The following is a 20,289-nucleotide window of genomic DNA, read 5'->3' as shown; positions in this document are numbered from 1 at the left end:
GTCGCGCACTAAACGAGGCCCATTCCATTCCTCATTTAGTGCGCGACGCCCCACGCAATCTCACGCCACATAGCTCGCGACGACAACCCTAATTTAGGCCGGGACGTAACACCAGGCCAGCCGTCGTGGATGCACTAGCGTACCTGTATGGGGCCACCAATGACACTTAGGCGCGAATTCGGCGAATTGTGCTACTCGTTGATTGACGAACACGGGCATGTCGCAGCGAAGTTCGACTGCTCTAAGATGGACGTGGCTCCGGCGATCGCAAAGGCGTTGCTACGAGCACATGCTGCGCTATACGGTCACACGGCTATCGCTACGCAAAGGCAAAATTGGCGATGGATCCGCAAGTTTGTTCTATGTTTGCAGTGTTCGAACCTGAAAAGTCGCGTGCCGCTTCCCGCGTCAGTTGCAAGTGACTTTCACATTTGGCTTAAGGGAACGGGCTTAAACGGATCGACGATGCAGAGTACCCAGAATACGGTGCTTTCCGTGTTGCGTTGGTGCAGCAGGAATGCGTTCGACGTAGTCCAGAAAGAAACCTCCTTTGCCGTTCCACCCTTCGCTCGAGACGAGCCGCGAGCACGAGAAGCGCTGTCAATGAACACCGCAATGACTGTGCTCGACATCTGCTACTCGAAGATCGAAATCATCGAGGCACGAATTCTCAAGGGACAAGCGTTGCTTTCTGAGGAAGGCGAGCACAGTCCGGAGGATGCCGAAACTGCAAAAACACTAAGAGACCTGTTGCTTCTCGGAAATGGGCGAATCCCGGGACAAAGAGCTGTGGCGCGTGCGAAGCAAAGCCTTGCTCGTCGCGTTGCCGATTGCGGCGGCCTTGGAGCATTGAAGTCACTTATTTGCGTGACAACGTCTGACATATTGCCCTTTTACCTTTCCGTCATAGTTCAGACTGGAGGCAATCCAATGCCGATCCGTAGATTGGAGGTGGATTGTATAACAACCCATCCTTTACGAAGCGATATCGAATATCTCAACTGGGAAAAGCCGCGGGCCGGTCGCGTGCAGAGAGTTGACTTCCCCGTCGGTAAAAAATGGGCTGCTCCGAACATTGTTCGAAGGCTATTGACTATGAATACCGGCCTACGTCCATATGCACGCTCAGCCGATAGTAACTGCGTATTTCTGTCATTAGGTTTGCGAACTGATCGGCCGACAGTCCCCAGCGTCCAGTCGCTTCATAACTACCTTTTCGAATTCATTAAGGATAATGGTCTGCCAGACTTTGATTTTGACGATTGGCGCCCTACCTCCGCTAGGTTACACCATGAGGCATCCGGCTCTATCGAGGTTCCCAAGAAAAGATTGAACCACAGGGGCACCCGAACAACGTCGCTATATACGAGCATCGATAAGTTTCCCGAGACGTTACACCGAGCTATCACACGGTTTCAAGGTCAACTTGCGACAGGAGAGGTCGTGCTGCGGTCGAGAGGAAGTAAAAGGCATAGCGCAGCGGGAGCAGAAAAAGTGGCTGGAACAGTGTTTGGATTTGATTGCTCCAATCCATTCGAGGGGGCGGACGGAGTGACGCCAGTTGGAGTTCGATGTGAGAACTTCACCCGATGCAGCACGTGTCAAGGAGCGATTGTGCCGTTGGACGATCCAAAAATCATCGCACGCATCTTAGCGGCGAAGACAGCCCTCGAGGAGGCAAAGGAGCGCGCTTTGCGCCGCGGCTGGATGCCGAGATTCAACGCTTTATATGCGGATACGCTCGAAATTATTAATAACGAAATAATTCCCGCCATATCTCCGCCAGTTATGAAGCAGGCGGCTGAGCTGGCGAAATTGATGAAAATTCCTGATCTGGAGTGACAATGTCTGGCGGAATTGTAAAGATGGGGCGAGAAGTTTGGGAGGTCGAGGGAGACGACTTGTCTCCCGGTGAAGTTATTCTACTTCAGTGGAATTCCATCTTGCCAAAAGGGCATGGTACGAAGCATGAACGTGCCACATTGCTTAGCTCTGCAAAGCAATTATTTTCTGCCAGATATGGGCAAGACAATGTCTGGCGTGAGACATACAGTCCACGGACTCTTCGAGCAGCGTTTAATGATTTGAAAGTTCTTTTGCATTGGATGGTTTCCAAGTCAATCTGGCGATTCTCAGATATAGGTCCAGGTGAAATCTTGGAATTCTTCTCCCGCATACGATCTCGCTCCACCATGAAAAATGATCACCCTTCTCGTGCAACTGTTGAGAAGTGGATTCTTATCTTCAGACGCATGTGGGAGATCAGACAGAAATATTCCCAATCGTTGAAAATTGACGTAGACGAGTTGACGGACGACATACTTGCATTGGTTAAGACGCGTGAGGGACGACCCTGGAAGGCATTGGATGACGATGTGGCGATATCTCTTATTATTGGGGCTCTTGGCTGGATAGATGAATTTGGAGAGTTCATCGCCGAGATTGTGCAAGCATCTTGGAAAGAAGGAAAAAAGGAACTTGGGAAATCGAAGTCAGTTCGCAAGGCAATGTCGAAGAAATTTTATTCCGAAATCTCGGAGCGCGATGAGTTCAAGAGATTGTGCGAGAAACTAGGGTACGTTGGTCAACTCCACAAATTCGTGTCAACAGCCCTCTCTGTGACGGAAGGGGCCTGTGCCTTCCTGTTGCTGATGCTTGTCGGATTCCGAGTAAGTGAGCTACTTGCTTTGGACATCAATTGCCTGACGACGGAGCGCGCGAAAGACGGATCTTCTCTGGCGTACATAAATGGAATTGCAGCAAAGAGAGGCGCACGGCGCAGAACATGGGTGGCGGGTGACCCGGTCCCAAGAATTGTGCAGTACTTAGAAGTTCTAACTTCATTCCGGAAATCGATAACGGGAAGGAACAACGCACTATTTTTGGGGCGGTCGCCAGGTGCCCCGCTATTTAGACCCAATGTGCGGATGAGGCGGTTAGCAAAAACTGGTTTGGAACGACGTATCAGGTTGTTTGTCCGCAGTGGTTTAGTCGGAGGTATGATCAAAGCAAAGAAGTTTCATTGTCATATGGCAAGGAAAACCTTCGCGCAACTGGCTGTACGACGTGACAAGAGCAATCTTGAGCCGGTAAGTGCTCAACTGGGACATGTATATCAAGCGTTCACGGACAAGCACTACGTTGGTAGAGACCATCACCTCGCTAAGATGCTGGAAGAGGCGGACCGTGAGGAACTCGCGCTTGCCCTCACTGATTTATTAACCAGTTCTGAGCTTGGGGGGCGAGCAGCGACGGCGTTCAAGCATGTGCGGCAACAGGTTAGCCGCTTCCGCGGCCGGAAGAGCTTGAAGGCACTTGTAGACCGGCTCATTAAAGAGAACGTAGTAATTGCACCTTGCGATTGGGGATATTGTGTGTATTCGCGTGCACACTCGCGATGTGAGGGAGACGCGAAAGGGCCAAACGAAATAAGGCGATCACCAGATGTCTGCTCGGGATGTAGCAATTTGAGTGTTACGTCGAAGCACCGTGCATGGTGGGAGCGTAGGGCTCGCGACCAAGAGGTTTTTTTGAGCCGAGATTTATGCACGCAAACGCGTTTGCTCGTAGAACGTCGCCTCGACGGCGCGAACACGGTACTCGCTGGCTTCTTGACCGGGTCAGCCGACATTGAGACTAACGAAAATGAACAATGAGCATGCGGGCTCCGATGGCGGACTGAGCGTTCTTGAACGGGTCGAAGCCGCGATCGCCTTCCTGGCTAGCGATACCGGGGGGAGGAAACTGTCAGTGTCCGCAGTTTGCAGGGCTGCGGGGGTTAGCCGTGCAAATTTGTATAGCAGCCATCCGGAAATTGTTAAGCAAATCGTCGGTCCGAAGCAGTCGCTGCAGGAGTCAACAAATGCGGGGGACTCAAGAGGAGACGACGAGGCTCTTAGTGGAGTGAATCGGTGTGCATCGGGCTGCGAAGATAGATATCGTGCGCTGCTGACCGTTTGCCTGGAGCAGCAGGCCGAGATCAACTTTCTGCGACTGAAGCTGGAGAAACGATCGGGTCGAGAGGAGGCAAATACCACAAAGTCCCAGCGAAAACGTCGGTCGTAATCGGCGGTTTCCATAGAAACTCGCCGACCAGATCAACGCCGTGTTACCGCTTGCTCTCTTTCTTTAGTCAGAGACTAGTATGCCAAGAGGCGAGGGTTAGGGCAGTGCGTGGTTGGCTCACGTGTCGGTACGGGCGCGCCGGCTATGCTTTCCTGTCGGTGAATCTGCCTGCACTTTCTTGGCGGCCACTGGGGCGCGCTTGGGTGTTGGCTTTTTCAACGCGGCTTTCTTCGACCTCCGCATCCTCTGCACCTTTCGTTCGACTTCAGCGAGCAGATCGCTTGGCGCACACCTCAAGGCGGCCGCAAGCGCAAACAACATTGTCAGCGTGGGTTGATTCTCACCCAGCTCGAGCATGCTGACGTAGTTACGCCGGATATCAGCCTCGAAGGCGAGCTGTTCCTGGGTAAGCTCCGCACGAAGACGATGCTCGCGCAAGACCGCGCCAAAGACTACGGCCAATTCCAAAATTCTCTCCCAGTGAAATGGGAGAACTGTCCAGTTGACGCTATAATTTGTCTTCCCAGTACACTGGGAATTAAGTGAATGGCATGTGTGTGCGATCCTTATGCAGTAAGGGTTTGCAATTTTTTTTGATGTCGGCGAAATTTGCTCGATGCTGTGGTTGTTTCCTGGCGAAGGTGCACGTCGTCATCAGGTGGTTGATTCATTACGATACCCGTCGAGTACTTCCACGTCGTCTTCACGCTGCCCGCGCCAATCAGCGCAATCGCCTGGTACAACAAGCGGCTTGTCTACGGACTGCTGTTCGACATCGCCGCCGACACGCTGCGCACGATCGCCGCAGATCGCAAACACCTTGGCGCCCAGATCGGTACCACGCTCGTACTGCACACCTGGGGCTCGGCGCTCACACATCACCCGCACGTGCACGGCATCGTCCCTGGTGGCGGGCTGTCGCCCGATGGCGAGCGATGGATTGCGTGCCGCCCCGGCTTCTTCCTGCCGGTGCGCGTGCTCTCGCGCCTGTTCCGGCGCCGCTTCCTCGAGGCACTCGCAGACGCACACCGGCGCGGCCAGTTGCAGTTCTTCGGCGAGTACACCGGGCTCGCTGATCCCGCCACCTTTGCCCGGTGGCTTGCGCCGCTGCGTACCTGCGAATGGGTGGTCTACGCGAAGCGCCCGTTCGCCGGACCGGCAGCGGTGCTCGAGTACCTCTCACGCTACACGCACCGCGTCGCCATCTCCAACCAGCGCCTGGTCGCCTTCGATGAGCGCGGCGTGACGTTCCGCTGGAAGGACTACCGTGCACAGGGACGCACCCGCTACAAGACCATGACCCTCGAAACTGGCGAATTCATGCGCCGCTTCCTGCTCCATGTGCTGCCTGGTGGCTTCCATCGGATCCGTCACTACGGGCTGCTCGCCAACCCGGTGCGCCGCGCCAGTCTCGCGAAGGTGCGGGACCTGCTGCACGTCGCACCCGAGGTCAGCCCGCCACCGGATGACACCATCATCGAAACCCGCCCCGTCTTCATCTGCCGGCACTGCGGAGCACCGATGATCGTCATCGACATCCTCGCGCGCAGCGCCCCGATCCGCGCACCGCCAATGCGCCGGAGTCAGACATGAACGCAACACTTGCTCGATCTGCCTGTCGAACGTCGGCTTTGCGGCAACGCGGCCCACGAGCGGACGTTTGCGCGTGTCGCTTCGCGCAGTCCCTCGCACGTCCGCTTCGCCACCACAATTGCGCCACAGCACCGCTTCATCACTGCGTCAGCGCCCATCAAGCATCCCGCCTGGCCGCGTCGCATCTGGCACCGCTGGGCATCCGGACCGATCAATCGCCATAGCCGCGAAGCTCCAACCGCATCGGGGCACTCCGCGGTTTCCTCCATCGAGGCTTATTCGACGCCTGCCAACACGCGCAGAGGCACCGTCACATTCCTGTGGTCGATGGCAGGCATCGAATAACCCTTAACGAACCCGGAAGTTCGGCCAGTGCCCGCCAGTCACCAGCTCGGTTTCGCCGCGAATTTCCCTTGTCGACCCGGAGGGGACGCTCGCGATTGCGCAAAGCAGCCATTCGACGTGCTGGCCTGCTAAGCTCGGCTTCTTTTGACCAACAGCTTGTTAGCTGACGCTCGGGCTCGGTCAGTCCGCGTCGGCTGGCCTCGGCGAACATGGAACGTTCAAGAATCGACCTCAGATGGCCTAATGCACTTCGGTGGTTTTTGATTCAACGGAGGTGTTTGTATCCATCACTTTTACTGTTTGTTGTATCGGATAGCTGAACAAAGCTCGATGACCTGAACAGATTCAGATCTAACGCAATCAATGCGCGTCGCGCAATCAGATGACTCCTACAAAGCAACAGATTATTGTGAAATTTTGTGAAGCTGACCATCCCTGATATTCTTCAGCGGAATTGTCCTTTATAGTCGCGCCAAAGCGGTCCCCAATAATACGAAATAACGTGGCTTCTCATGCGTCGTCCGGTTCAGCAGTTCTTCAACAGATTAGTACAACGTAACGCTGTGCGGGAGACCAGCCGCTTGGCGAACAGCACGTTGAGCGCAGAGTCGCGTCGCCCGCTGTGGATGCGCGCGACCGCATCGGCCATGGCGTTTGTGATGTACGTGGCGCCGATCTCTTTCCTGTTCGACGAAGTGGCCCATGCCTCGCCAATCGTCGATCCGCGCGCGCCGATTGCTTTCCAGCCAACCGTCACACAGACAAGTTCGGGCGTGGCCGCGGTGAACATCGCGTCGCCTAATGCAAATGGCATAAGCGTCAACAGTTTCCAGACGCTGAACGTAGACGGATCAGGCCTCGTACTCAATAACAGCCTGAGCTCAGGCACTCCATTGCTGGGCGGCACGCTTGGCGCAAACCCCAACCTGGCGGGACGGACCGCGAGTACGATTCTCGCGCAGGTGACGTCGACCGGGGCACAGTACAGAAGCGTCCTGGCGGGCCCGCTCGAAATTTTCGGGGCGCCTGCTGCGCTAATCGTAAGCAATCCGAATGGCATAAGCGTTAACGGTCTGAGCGTCACGAATGCTTCGAACCTCACCCTCACTACCGGTGCCGCGCAGTTTCTCACTGGCGTGGGTGGCACGTCAACCGACTTTGCCCATGCGGCAGCGCTGGGCTATTCCGTCACCTCCGGTGACATCAGCATCAGCGGGCCAGCAGGGGCCAACGGTACGCCGGGTGCCGGGATCGAAGGCACAGTCGGCAATCTCGATCTGATCGGGCAATCTGTCTCCATCGCTGCGCCTCTTTATGCCGACCAGCGCATAAACGTCATTGCTGGCAACCAGACCGTCACACCGGTGAGCGCAGGGGCGACCGGAACCGGCTACGCGATGGCCGCCAATGGCGTGCCGGTCGCCCCAACTTCGAGTGGCTACGCGATCGACGCGAGCCAGTACGGCTCGGTCACGGCCGGACAGATTTTCATCGTGTCGAACGCTGCTGGGGTGGGGGCGCGTGCGCTCGGACCTCTCGCGGCCACCGCGGGCAATCTGGTCGTCACGTCGAACGGGGATATCGTCGCCGGCTCGACCTATGCGCAACAGGGCGCCACGCTCACGAGCGCAGGTAATGTATCGATGAGCGGCAACGGTCTGGCGAACCAGTACACGGTGAACGCAGCGGGCGACATTTCCGCTGCGGGCGCAACCGTGCAGTCGGTGCAGGACCTGAACATGACGGCGGGCGGTGGCCTGTCGGTCGGCACCGCTCAGTCGAATGGCAGCGTGAACCTGACGTCCGGCGGCGACATGTCCGTCGGCTCGATCGCCACCGGCAACAACGTCACGCTGACCACCACCGGGAAGACCGGTAACGGCGACCTGACCGTAGGCGGTGCGGTATCGGCCCCTGGTGCGCTTGCGCTGAACGCCGCACGTGATGTGACAGTCAATGGCGCGGTCACGGGCGGCTCGGCGGTGCAGATCGCCGCCCGGCGCAACGCATCGATCAATGGTCAGGCGCAGTCTGGCGGCTCGCTTTCGCTGACGGGCACAACGGGCAATGTCAGCACCTCCGGAAACGTGCTTGCCAATGGCGACCTCGCCGCGACGGCGGGGCAGGCCATGACATTGGGCGGCAACGTCAGCACGAGCGGCAATACCACCCTGACGGCCGGCACGGATCTGACCGTCTCCGGCAACGTGGCGGGCAACGGTACCGGTTCGCTCAACGCGGGCGGTAACCTCTCGGGTGCCGGCAGCGCGAGCTTCGGACAGGATGCGACGCTCAATGCGGGCCAGGCGATCGATCTGACCGGCGCGCTCCAGACCGGCGGCAACCTGAACGCGACGGCGGGCAGCAGCCTGACGGTGGGCGCAGCGACTGCCGTCGGCAACGCCACGCTCAAGGCAAACGGCGGGGATGCCTCGATCAATGGCGCGGTGCTTAGCGGCGGCAATCTGGCGGCGCAGGCGACCGGCAGTCTCACGGTCGCGGGTAGCACAACCAGCCTCGGTACAACGACGCTGACAGCCCAGTCGGGCAACCTTGGCGCGCAGGGCAATCTGCAGTCAGCAGGCGATGCTTCGCTGTCGGCCGGGCAAAACCTGGCCGTGACCGGTACCACCCAGGTGGGCGGCAATGCCACCCTGTCTGGCGCAAACATCACCACCGGTGGCACGACGACCGTATCGGGCACGCTGAACGCCACCGCGCAGAATACGCTGGACCTTTCCGCCGGACAGCTCAATGTGGTGAAGGACGCCAACCTGACGGGCGCGAACGTATCCACGGGCGGGGCGCTGATTGGCGGCAACCTGACGGCGATGGCGAGCAACGAGCTGACGACAGGCGGCAGCAATACGTCGGTTCAGGGTGCGGCGAATCTGACCGGCACCAACGGCGTGACGAATACCAGCAGCGTGCTGGCGGGTGGGCCGCTGACGGTCACGGGTGCGAACGTCACGAACGGTTCCGGCGCGAACCTGATCTCAACGGCCGCGACGACCGTCAACGCGACCAACGTGAATAACGCCGGCTCCATCGCGGGGCTGACGACGGCGGTCACGGCCAATGGAGCGCTGACGAACAACAACGGCGCGATCATCGGAACGAATTCGCTGAATGTCACGACGGGCAACCTGGCCGGTAACCAGAACGGTGTGCTGTTCGCAGGCAGTACGAACGCGGCGAGCCCGGGCGCACCGGGAGATGCGACCGTCACTGTGACGGGGGGCAACGGCACGTTCAACAACGCCGGAGGCCAGATCCTCGCGCAGCATGACCTCACGCTGAACCTGCAGAATCAGGCGTTCGATCCGTCGGCTGCCTCAAGCGGCACGATCAATCTCGGCAACGCGCTGACGATCAACACCCAGCAACTGAATAACTCCGGCACTTGGGCGATGCCTGGCAACAGCGTATCGATCAACGCGACGCAGGGTTTCAGCAATAGCGGGACGATCAGCAAGGCGGGCGACATCACGCTGTCGACCAGCGGCACGTTGACCAATAGCGGCACGATCACGGCCGGCAACGACGTCAACCTGTCCGGCACGATCGTCAACCAGGCGGGCGGATCGATTCTCGCGAACGAGGACGTGAACCTCACCGGTGCGACGACCAATGGCGGTACGGTCAGCGCCGTGCGCGACATCAACCTGAACGGCACGAGTTACGACAATAGTGGCGCGAAGACTGCTGCGGGCCGGAACCTGAACGCGAACCTCGCGGGGGACCTCACCAACGTTGGCGGCACGATCACCGCACAGAACAATATCGCGATCGTCGCGGCCAATGTCAACAACAGTCAGGCTGGCGCGAACGCCACCACCACGTCCACCTCCACCACGACGATTCACGGCGCTGGTCTCGATTCCGCGCTGCTATCCGCGCCGATAGGATCGCTCAACCTTGATGTTCCGATTACGACGCCCGACGGCACGACCACCGATTACACCGCGACCATCACGGCGCGCGTCGGTGATCTGCTGGTCGCGAGTACGGATACAGCGGACACGCCTGCGGCGGATCTGAGCGGTGGCACGTTCAATGGCATCGCCCTGCCCACCGTCACGCAGACTATCACCACAACCCGGGCGTCGGGCGCCGCCGGCGTGATCGCGGCCGGCCAGGACCTGTCGATCACGACGGGCGCACTGAACAACCATGGCAGCACGATCTCGGCGGGCCATAACGCCACGCTGAACGTCGCGTCACTCGATAACGGTGGCGCGGCCGCCGTCACGACCATCACCGACAGCATCGATCCTGCGTCGTATGCGGGTTTCCTCACACAGCTGAAGGCAGCGTACACGGCAGGCACACTGGTGGCGGGTCTTGATGTCGTCGATGCACTGGACAACAGCTATGGCGCTCCGTTTCTCGGACAGGCGAACATCATCACGTCGACCGCTGCGCCCACCCTGCAGACCTCGACGCTGACGACCTACACCAGCCAGAACGCCGGGCAGATCGTCGCGGGCAACAACCTGTCGCTGACCGGCACGGGCGCGAGCCTGACGAACGCGGGGAACCTGTATGCCGGACAGGATCTGCACATTACCGCAAACAACTTCACGAATCAGGGGTATCACGCCAGCACCCTGACCTCGTCCGCGGGCTGCGCCGCTGGCGTTTCAGCGCCCCAGTGCGGTTACTTCGGGACCACGCTGGGGCCCAACGAGCTCATGTACGAGCGCCCGGGCCAGGATTTCACGAACGCGATGACGAATACCGCCGTCGCCGCGTACATGGTGAGCTACTACACGCCGACCTTCGGGCCGACCAACGACACGGCGAACATTTTCGGCGACCAGACCAGCACCCAGACCTACAGCTACACGCAGACGAACAACACCGTCTTCGCGGGGCGGGACCTGGTGATCGCCGCGCCGGTGGTGAACAACACGTACGGCAATCTGCTGGCGGGCCGTGACGTCGTCATTGGCGGGGCTGGCACCACACGTGATAACACCAACCCGACGAATCCGCTGACGAACCTCACGCAGTCATCCGCAGTCACGAACACGTCGGGCAACATCCAGGCCGGACGCGACATCGCGATCAGCACGGCGGCGCTCACCAATACGCTGTCCGCGCCGGTGCAGGTTTACAAGAACTACGGTGAGACTGCGCAGTTCGGCTGCAGCGGCGCATTCGTGCACTACTGCGATGCCTTCGTGGATGAGCAGTCGGGCGATGCGTCGACCATCACGGCAAACCGCAACCTGTCGGTCAGCGCAGGGACGGTGGTCAACACCGGTAGTCTGATCACCGCAGGCAGCCAGGCGACGGTCGCAGCGGCATCGACGATAACGAACCAGGACCAGACGCTCAACGCTTACTGGCACGATGTCCGCTGGGGTGGCGTAATCGGCACGTCGGCGCCGCCGGGTAACTTCGGTTGCGGCACCTCGGCCAACTGCTCCACGCTGTTTGGCAGCGCCTATCACACGGGCGATGGCATCCAGCCGCCCACACCTTACGCAAGCCTGCCCGGTACGATCCAGGCGCCTTCGTTGTCGGTCACCGCAGGTGGCCAGCTGCAGAACTCGGGCAACGTGATGGGCCAGCAGATCGCGCTCACTGGAGCGACGATCGTCAACGGCATTACGTCGCCCGCCGTCTATACGCCGCAGGCGACCGGCTCCCAGCAGGTCATCTCGCTGGGGCCGGTGGGCACACCGGTCGCAGCGACGAGTGCGGCAAACCAGGCCAGCGGCCTTGGGCAGGTCGCCACCGGCCTGGCTGGCGCATCGGGCATCGGCGTCGCGATCACCAATGGTTCGAGCGGCGCGCTTGGCTCCGTCGCCAGTGCCGGTTCTGGTGGTGGCACCGTCTCCGTGCCTGGCAGCCCGTCAGTGCAGACGGTCGCGGGCGCCACGCACAGCGCGACGTATCTGGTTAGCAGCCCGGCATCGCAGGTGATGGGTGACATCGGCGCAGCCCAGCTGATCGCGAGCCTGCCCGCAAGCCTTCAGCCGAATACGACGCAGGTCTATTACGACCCGTTCACCGAGGATCAGGTCCTGCAGCAGGCCGCGCTCGCGCAGACCGGCCAGGCGAGCTTTATCAGCGGCCTCTCGTTCGACAACAAGAACCAGACGTCGGTGGCCAACCAGGAAAAACAGGTCCTGTACGGCAACGCGATCCAGTATGCGGAGGCGAACAACATCGCCCTGGGCACGGCGCTGAGCCAGGCGCAGATTGCGGCGCTCGATGCGCCGATGCTCTGGTACGTCGAGGAGACCGTGCCGCAGCCTGGGTGTACAGCGACAGGCAACGCAAGTTGCCCGACCGTTACCGCACTGATGCCGCAGGTCTACCTGCCAGCGAACTACGCGGTCGTCCAGCACGACGGCACGATCACCGGAAAGGATGTGTCACTCACTGCGACCAGCGGTGGGTCGATCCTGAACACCGGCTCGATCACGGCGACGGGCACACTCGCCGTCAACGGCGGGACGCTCACGAACCAGCAGCGCTCGACTGACATCGGCACGCAGTACAGCTTCATCGATAGCGTCGCGGGCTTGCTGACAACGACGGGCACGGAGGTGCAGCAGGGTGGCTTCATGTCGGCGGGCAACTACCAGATGAACGTCGACGCGGTGAACCAGATCGGCGGGGCGCTGCAGAAGCTGAACGCGGACGGCACGGTGGACGCAGCCGGCACGCAGCAGGAACTGGCGAACCTGAAGGCCCAACTGGGCAACAGTTTCACGCAGGGCACGGTATCGAATGACCTGCACACGAGCTTCACGTCGCTGGCCGATACCGGGGGTGCGTTCCAGCAGATCGGGATGGCGTTCGTGGTCGCGGTGACGTCGTTCATCACGGCCGGTGCTGCGACAGCCATGATGGCCGGAGGCGCGCTCGCCGGCACCGTTGGTGGGTCGATGATCTCGGCGGGCGCGGCTGGCTTCATGGGTAGTGCCGTTTCGCAGGCGAGCACCGGGCAGTTCAGTTTTAACACCGCCCTCGAAGGCGGTCTGACCGGCGCAATCACCGCTGGGCTGACGAACGGCATCACCTACACGTCTGATAGCGGCCTTGGATGGTCGGGACTGGGAAGTCAAGTCAGCGACAACAGCGTGTCTGCTCTCGCCGGCGTAAAAAGTGTCGGTGGCGCGCTCGTTCCGCAGGCGGGGACCGTGACGGCGGGCAGCCTGCTGACGCAGGGCGTTGCGATTGCAGGTGAAGCGGGCATTCAGGCGGGCGTTCAGACTGCGATTGGCGGCGGCAGCTTCCTGACAAACTTCCGCAACAGCACGGTGAGCGATATGGCCGCCGCCATCGCGTATGGGATCGGCGACAGCACGGATTCCTACACCGCACAAAACATCCTTGAGCACGCGGCACTCGGTTGTGCGGCATCGGCCGCTGTAGGAACAGGATGCGCGGGAGGCGCGGTGGGTGCAGCGGCCAGCGCGGTCATTTCGCCGCTGCTTGTCTATGCTGCCGCAACCAGTGGCGCAGACCTCCCCGTCCAGCAGGCTTTCGTAGGGTCGTTTTCCACGGCGGTGGGCGGGATTGCGGCGGCGCTCAGCGGTCAGAATCTACAGGCGGGGGAGACCGCCGCGCAGAACAACGCGCTGAATAACGACCTCCAGCACAGCGACAAGGTCGTCCAGCTGATCAACAAGGCGCTGGCGAGCAACCACACGCTTGCTTCCCAGTACACGCCGGATCAGCTGCTGAAGGCCGCGCAGAACGTGTATGGCGGTAACGGCGGTCCTAACGGCATGCGCGTCTGGAACAGTCTCGCCGATGCGCAGGCTGGCACGGCAGCTCGCGGCACGACGTTCTACCAGGACGCCGCAGGCCAGTACGTCGAACAATGGGCCGTGCCGGCAGGTGCCGAGGATACGGCCCGTAGCATTGTTGATAACGCGAAGTACAACTATGGCCCGTCGTACGCCGATGTAACGAACGACAATCTGGGTCAGCTGATGTCGACGTACATCGGCAAATACGGTGCTGATTCGTCGAACTTCCAGGGACCGGGCGAGGCAGCCGCAGGGTTAGGTCTGGCCGGTAGCTTGCTGAAGCAGGATACGTCCGCTGCTGACGGGATCGTTTTGGTAAATGGGCGAGTGCCGATTAACAGCAAGTACGCGGGGCAGTTGTATCCTTCCGACGGCCTTTCGCCCGAGCTCCAGGCAAAATATCCAAACGGGGTTCAATTTACGCCGCAAGGATTTCCCAACTTCTCGCCATATGCGAAGGCGGAGGTCGAGGTTGACGGCTTAACCGGCAACTACGGCACAGACGCGGCGATGGCTAACCAAGCTGTCGGTTTGCCATCAACCCCGCAGGGCTACGTTTGGCACCACGTGGAAGACGGCAATACGATGCAGTTGATACCGCAGGACCTACACAATGCGGTAAGGCATACTGGTGGTGCTGCTGTAATCAAAGGAGGAAATTGATATGCAAATCAAGCTGAATTCTGCGAGCGCTGCGCCTTCTGACGAACTCGTCGCGAACGTGGAGGCGGCACTTAACCTGAAGCTGCCCATGGACTACCTACACTCTCTTAAAGAGATCAATGGCGCAGTTCCGGAGAGCAATATGTTTGATATTCCGGGCGGGAATAACTCAGGGGTGAATCAATTCATTCTTCTTGATCGCGTGCCATACGAAGCTCACCTAGTCGAGCTGCATGGAGTCAGCGCATTCTTGCCGATTGCGTATGCCGAAGGTGGGAACTATGTCTGCATCTCGGCATCGGGGATGGAAATAGGCAGTGTTTATTTCCTTGATCATGAGATACCCGGACTCGCGGCTCTCACGAAACTGGCTTCTTCAATCAGTGAGTTCCTTCAATTGCTGCGCCCTTCCCGCTCGGACGATGTCAAGCTCAAGCCGGGACAGGTCAAGCGGGCGTGGATTGACCCGGATTTCTTCAAGTGATCGTTGAGATATGTTTGACCTTTTTTCGTCAGTGTTCAAAGTCGACGGAGACGGCGCTGTCGCAACCATGCCGACTGACAGCGTTGCACGTGACCCGGATATTGTTGCCTTGCGTGCGCTATTTGCAGGCATGTCGTTTAATCGCGGTTTGTATCGTGTGCTAGAAAACTCTGTAGCAGGAACGATTCAACGAACAGTCGGACACGCATTTCCGGCGCTCGCCGCGCGCATCGAATGTTTTGGTGTCGACTGGCTCGGCCGTGTTTTTTCTGCTGATTCGGGGCGCAGGATCGATGGCAAATCTGCCGTAGTAATGCTTGAACCAGGCTCAGGTCAAGCTCTTGAGATGCCTTGCCATGTGACTTCATTCCACGATGAAGAGATATGTGAATGCGCGGACGCAGCTCTCGCGGACGGATTTTTCAGAAAATGGCTTGCCTCCGGGGGAGCCTCTCCGATGGTAAGTCAATGTGTCGGATATAAGCGACCGCTTTTTCTTGGGGGGGCGGACGAGCTTCATAATCTTGAACTCACAGACCTCGACGTCTACTGGACGCTATCATCCCAGATGATCGCTCAGCTCAGCGGCGTCCCCACCGGAACGAGCGTTAAGATCTCGAAATCTCCTGACACTCTGAAGTAATCTGGCTGGCTCGGCGGAGATTCGAGTGTTATTGAGAATATAAAATAGTTATACTAAGCAAAATAACGTAATGAAAAGCCCCCTATTCCTGTCCGTTGCGCTGCTTTTCGCGACAGCGACCACTGGCTGCTCGACCGTCAGGACGCAGCCCCTCACGCATGAGAACGCGGCGAGCATCCATTCCATCACTGTGATCCAGCACCGTGGCATGGAGGAATATCGCACGCTGATTGTCTTCAACCCCGCGATGGCCTTTGGCCTGATTGGTGGCATGGTGGCCGCAGCCGACATGAACGCCAAATCAACTCGACTTACGCAAGCACTGGACCCGGCCCGAACTCGGCTTCAGGAGAGGTTGGCCACGCAGCTAGCGGAAGGATTGGCGCGGGACGGCTATGCCGTCGACACGGTCGCGCTTGACTCTCCCAAGGATGCACCGGCGGGTGCGAAGCCGCCTGCAGACGATCTGCCGAAGAACCTGAATGGCGATGCTGTGCTGAGCACCACGATGACGTCCGGGTATGTTTCCGCCGGGCCGGGCATGCCCTATGTGCCTAGCGTACGTGTCAACGTGATTGCCAGGCGGCAGGCCAGTGGCGCCGTGATTTACCAGAACACCTATGCCTACGGCTACACGGTAGGCGAATCTGATCGGGCCGTTCATCTCGATGCCGACGCGAAATACCGGTTCGACAACATCGACGCGCTCGTCGCGAACGCAGACGAAGCCCGCGAAGCACTGGTGACCGGGGTGAACGCGATCGCCGAACGCATCGCAACGGATGCCAGAAGAAACTGAAATCGGGGAAATCTTGAAAACAATAAAAGCTCGGAAGGGCACTTCGCCCATATGGCGCTGGACGGCACTGGCTGTCGCCGCGAGTGGGACCTTTGCGGCGATGGGGGGCACCGCTTCGGCGGCCGGCATCGTCGCCGACGGTGGTACCGCGACATCCGTTTCAACTGGAGCGAACGGTCACCAGATCGTGAACATCGCACCAGTAACCGGTGGCGTATCGAACAACACCTATTCGTCGTTCAATGTCGGTTCGGCAGGCGCGGACCTGAACAACACAGGCATCAACGCGCGTACGATCGTCAATCAGGTAACAAGTACAAATCCGTCGCTGATCCAGGGTGCGGTTAGTGTGCTGGGTCCGCGCGCGAACGTCATTCTGGCCAATCCGAACGGCATCACGGTCGATGGCGGCAGCTTCGTGAACGCCGGGCACGTGGTGCTGTCCACGGGGCAGGTGAGCTTCAACGACCTCACGCTTGCGCCCGGCGTTACACAGCGCAATGTCGTGCTGACGACGAACGGCGGGACGATCACGATCGGCGCCGGCGGTCTGTCCGGCACGCTCGTGAACCTCGATCTGATCGCAAAGCAACTGGCCGTGAATGGTCCGGTGACAAACAGCTTTACCAGTTCGACGGGAGGCATCCGCGCGATCGTTGGCGACAGTACGAACACCTACGACACCAGCTTTTCCCCGAGCGATAACGGTCACGACTGGCTTGTCAGTTCCACGTCACCCAATGCCAGCAGCACCGGCTTCGCAGTGGACATCACGGCGCTGGGCGGTCTGACAGCGGGTCGTGTGCAACTGATCGTGACAGACCAGGGCGCGGGCGTGCGCAACCTCGGGCAGATCTACGCGAGCGCGGGCGATATCGTCGTATCGGCCAGCGGCGATATCAGCGCGTCCGGCGGCTCAATCAAGGCCGAGCACGACGTCGATATCGCGACAACGGGCGCGCTGTCGCTGACTGGCGCACAGATGAGCGCCGCAAACAACGTGACGGTCCACGCGAGCAGTATTACGCTGGCCGACGGCGCGACGGGTGCAACTGCAGTGCCGACCGCGCTCACGGCAGGCAACGCAGTGAATCTGACGAGTACAGGCGATATCAGCAGTACCGGCAGCCTGATTCAGGCCGGGAATGTGCCATCGAGCGGAACGGCTGCTGCTGCCGCGACAGGCGGTGACGTGACGCTCTCGGCCGGCGGCAGCATCAGGAATGCATCGAGCCCGGCGAACCTCGGGATCATCTTCGCAGCCAACGGCTCGACGGTGCTAAGCGCGCAGGGCGACATCACCAACGACAACGCGCGTATTCTTGCAAACCAGTCCGTGAGCCTCACTGCGCAGGGCGACGTGCTCAACACGATCGATCACACAGGCGGCACCAACGGTGGCCAGCCGGTTGCGTATTCAAGCCGCGGCGGCAGCTTCCTTTTCTTCACCCACACGACCAGCGGTTTCGGCGTCGACTATGGCACGGTAAGCCAGCCAGACCAGCTCGCGTACATTGCCGCAACCAGTGGTTCGGTCATGATCTCGGGGCGCAACGTCACAAACGACGGCGGCATCATCCAGTCGAATGACGCTGCCGTGAAGATCTCGGCGCAGCAGGCGTTCACCAATGCTGCCGTCTTTTCCGGTCAGGCCAGCTATTCGCGTAGCTGCTGGATTGTCTGTCACGCGAGCGCATCGAGCAACGTGACGCCCTATGGCGGCACAATCCAGTCGGGAACCGATATCTCGATTTCCGCCGGTACCGTCGCACGCAATGTTGGCGGCAACGTCTTCGCACTGGGCAACATCGACGTCAGTGCACCCGTCACCTACGCACAGGGCGTGACCGGCTATTCGGCGCTTAATCAGGACCGGGGCTTCAAGGCTTTCTTTGGCAGTAGCTGGGCGCAGATCATCGCGGCTGACGTGGGCGGCGGCTTCACGGCGAACGGACTCGTTACGCTCACCGGCGATGGCGTGATCGATGGTGGCTATATCACCGGTAGCAAGGGCGTCTCCGCGACGGGTGGTATCACGACCGTACGCGCGCCGGGACGTACCCCCGTGCAGATCGGCCAGCATCTCGGGCTCACCACATGGTGGTGGCGCTGATGCGGAAGTCTTCCAGAATCGTGCGGCGAGCGATCCGCCTCGCGTTGCTACCCGGCGCGCTCTATGGCTTTCAGGTTACCCCGTCGCAGGCACAGACTGCCGCGCCGGGTCCTGTGCCTTTTCCGGCCGCGCGACCGGTGCAGGATCCGGCGCAACAGCTGATCGACCAGCAGAAGGAGCGGGCGCGACAGCAGGAGCTGAATCAGCCGCCCCCGTCGATCGCGGTACCGACGACAGAGCAGACGCTTGACGTTGCCCCCGGCACACCGGTCGATCAGATCGGCGAGAGCGGGCCGACTTTCCGCGTCGATCGGATCGAGGTAAGCGGCAACACCGTGCTGCCACAATCGAAGCTCGATGTGATCACGATGCCGTTCGTGGGCCAGAAACTGGGCTCCCACCGTCTGGGGGTGCTCCTGAAAAGGCTCACCGATGCATTCGTGTCTGCCGGTTACGTGACCACGCGCGCCTTCCTCGGGCCGCAGAATTTTGCGTCGGGTACGCTGAAAATCACCGTGCAGGTCGGTCACGTGCAGCAGTACACGATCAATGGGCAACCTGTTCACCGGCTCAAGAAGGACGAGCGCGCCGCGGGCGGCGGCTGGCTCACCGATGCCGGCTACGAAAACGCCTTTCCGACCGCGCCGGGCGATCCGCTGCGGCTCGGGGATCTCGATCAGGGTGTCGCGCAGATTAACCGGCTGCGGCGCAATCAGGCGGAAGTGCAGATCCTCCCAGGGCAGAGCGCGGGCGATTCGATCGTGGCGATCCGTAACCAGCCCGGCGATCGCGTCTACTCGACACTCGGCGTCGATAACTACGGCAGCACGGCCACCGGGGTAACGCGGTACCGGGCGGGAATGGAGGCCGACAACCTGATCGGTCTTCAGGAGTCAGTGAGTCTGAATTTCATCGACAGCCTCGACAGCAATGCGCTCGTTGGTTCGGTCGCGGTGCCGTTCGGCCGTCATACATTCAGCTACACGCTGTCGGACTCCGAATACCAGCAGGTGGTCGGCACATCGGCGCTCGTGTATGGCCGCACGCTAAGCCACATCTTCGGCTGGAACTACACGGTCGGCCGCACGCAGGCTGACGTCACGAACGTCGATGCGACATTGTCGTGGCGGCGCACCGATCGTGAGGTCAACGATATCGATTTCAATCCGCAGCATCTGGCGGTGTTGAGAGTCGGCGGCAACTGGCTGCACAAGTTCGTGCTGAACGACGCGCTAGGCAATGTCACGCTCGATGCGGGCATTTCGCAAGGCCTGCCGTGGCTCGAGGCGGATCACGACGCCCAAGGAGCAGCACGCGGTGATGCGCACAGCCAGTTCACCAAATTCGATGCGACCGCGAGCTTCACGGTGCCGCTTCCGAAAATCCGCGATGCGGCCTTCGCGTATCGCGGCGTGATCGGTGGCCAGTACACGAACGTAGCGCTGTACGGCTCCGAGCAGTTGTATCTCGGCGGCATGGATACGATCCGCGGCTTCCGTTCTGGCGAGATCGTCGGTGACAGGGGGCTGTATTCGCGTAACGAGATTGCGTGGGTGAACGCGCCGGCGTGGAAAGACGGACACATTGAGCCCTATGTATTTCTTGACGCAGGCAAGGCGAGTCTTGTCGCGGCATCAGGCTTTCCGACGCTCGCGGGTGTCGGCGGAGGTCTGCGCGCGCAATGGCAATGGCACCAGCAGATCCTGTCCGGCGAGGTGACGGTTGGTCGGGCGCTCACTCAACCGGCCAGCCTGGGTCCGAAGGCGACTCTCGTGCTGGCTACGGCAAACTGGAATTATTGAGAAAATC

General features: G+C 60.0%; 9 protein-coding genes and 1 pseudogene. 9 read left to right on the top strand and 1 reads right to left on the bottom strand.

Annotated features, from left to right (window positions below):
• Positions 1-603 precede the first annotated feature (603 nt).
• Both KHO33_RS24890 and KHO33_RS24885 read left to right on the top strand, forming a co-directional pair.
• Complete coding sequence (locus KHO33_RS24890) at positions 604-1,842, top strand: hypothetical protein (protein WP_200564040.1); 1,239 nt, start codon at positions 604-606, stop codon at positions 1,840-1,842.
• A gap of 2 nt (positions 1,843-1,844) precedes the next feature.
• Positions 1,845-3,656: a site-specific integrase gene (locus tag KHO33_RS24885; protein WP_200564038.1), complete on the top strand. Its 1,812-nt coding sequence runs from the start codon at positions 1,845-1,847 to the stop codon at positions 3,654-3,656.
• A 526-nt stretch (positions 3,657-4,182) separates the two neighbouring features.
• On the opposite strand, the gene KHO33_RS24880 is transcribed toward KHO33_RS24885, so the two are convergent.
• A complete protein-coding gene (locus KHO33_RS24880) occupies positions 4,183-4,533 on the bottom strand; it encodes a helix-turn-helix domain-containing protein (protein WP_234480474.1) in 351 nt (116 codons plus the stop codon).
• A 207-nt stretch (positions 4,534-4,740) separates the two neighbouring features.
• Here KHO33_RS24880 and KHO33_RS24875 point away from each other — a divergent pair.
• The 7 genes and pseudogenes from KHO33_RS24875 to KHO33_RS24845 form a co-directional block, all read left to right on the top strand.
• Positions 4,741-5,658: pseudogene (locus KHO33_RS24875) on the top strand (IS91 family transposase); the annotation flags it as partial.
• Positions 5,659-6,515: 857 nt separating this feature from the next.
• Entirely contained in the window at positions 6,516-14,441 is a 7,926-nt protein-coding gene (locus KHO33_RS24870; RefSeq protein WP_200564036.1) for a two-partner secretion domain-containing protein, read from the top strand.
• A gap of 1 nt (position 14,442) precedes the next feature.
• Complete coding sequence (locus tag KHO33_RS24865; protein ID WP_200564034.1) at positions 14,443-14,925, top strand: SMI1/KNR4 family protein; 483 nt, start codon at positions 14,443-14,445, stop codon at positions 14,923-14,925.
• A gap of 10 nt (positions 14,926-14,935) precedes the next feature.
• Entirely contained in the window at positions 14,936-15,568 is a 633-nt protein-coding gene (locus KHO33_RS24860) for a T6SS immunity protein Tdi1 domain-containing protein (protein WP_200564032.1), read from the top strand.
• A gap of 70 nt (positions 15,569-15,638) precedes the next feature.
• Positions 15,639-16,367, top strand: coding sequence for a hypothetical protein (locus KHO33_RS24855; RefSeq protein WP_200564031.1), 729 nt, complete (start codon positions 15,639-15,641; stop codon positions 16,365-16,367).
• A gap of 100 nt (positions 16,368-16,467) precedes the next feature.
• Positions 16,468-18,480 carry a two-partner secretion domain-containing protein gene (locus tag KHO33_RS24850; protein ID WP_200564029.1) on the top strand — a complete coding sequence of 671 codons (2,013 nt, stop codon included), beginning with the start codon at positions 16,468-16,470 and terminating at the stop codon, positions 18,478-18,480.
• Positions 18,480-20,282, top strand: coding sequence for a ShlB/FhaC/HecB family hemolysin secretion/activation protein (locus KHO33_RS24845; protein WP_234480473.1), 1,803 nt, complete (start codon positions 18,480-18,482; stop codon positions 20,280-20,282). Before KHO33_RS24850 ends, KHO33_RS24845 begins: the two co-directional genes overlap by 1 nt.
• Positions 20,283-20,289 lie beyond the last annotated feature (7 nt).

It is taken from the genome of Paraburkholderia nemoris (genome assembly GCF_905221015.1).
In the GTDB taxonomy this organism is placed as follows: Bacteria; Pseudomonadota; Gammaproteobacteria; order Burkholderiales; family Burkholderiaceae; genus Paraburkholderia; species Paraburkholderia nemoris.
The sequence above is the reverse complement of the archived record's forward strand: the minus strand, read 5'-3'. Positions and strand labels throughout refer to the sequence as shown.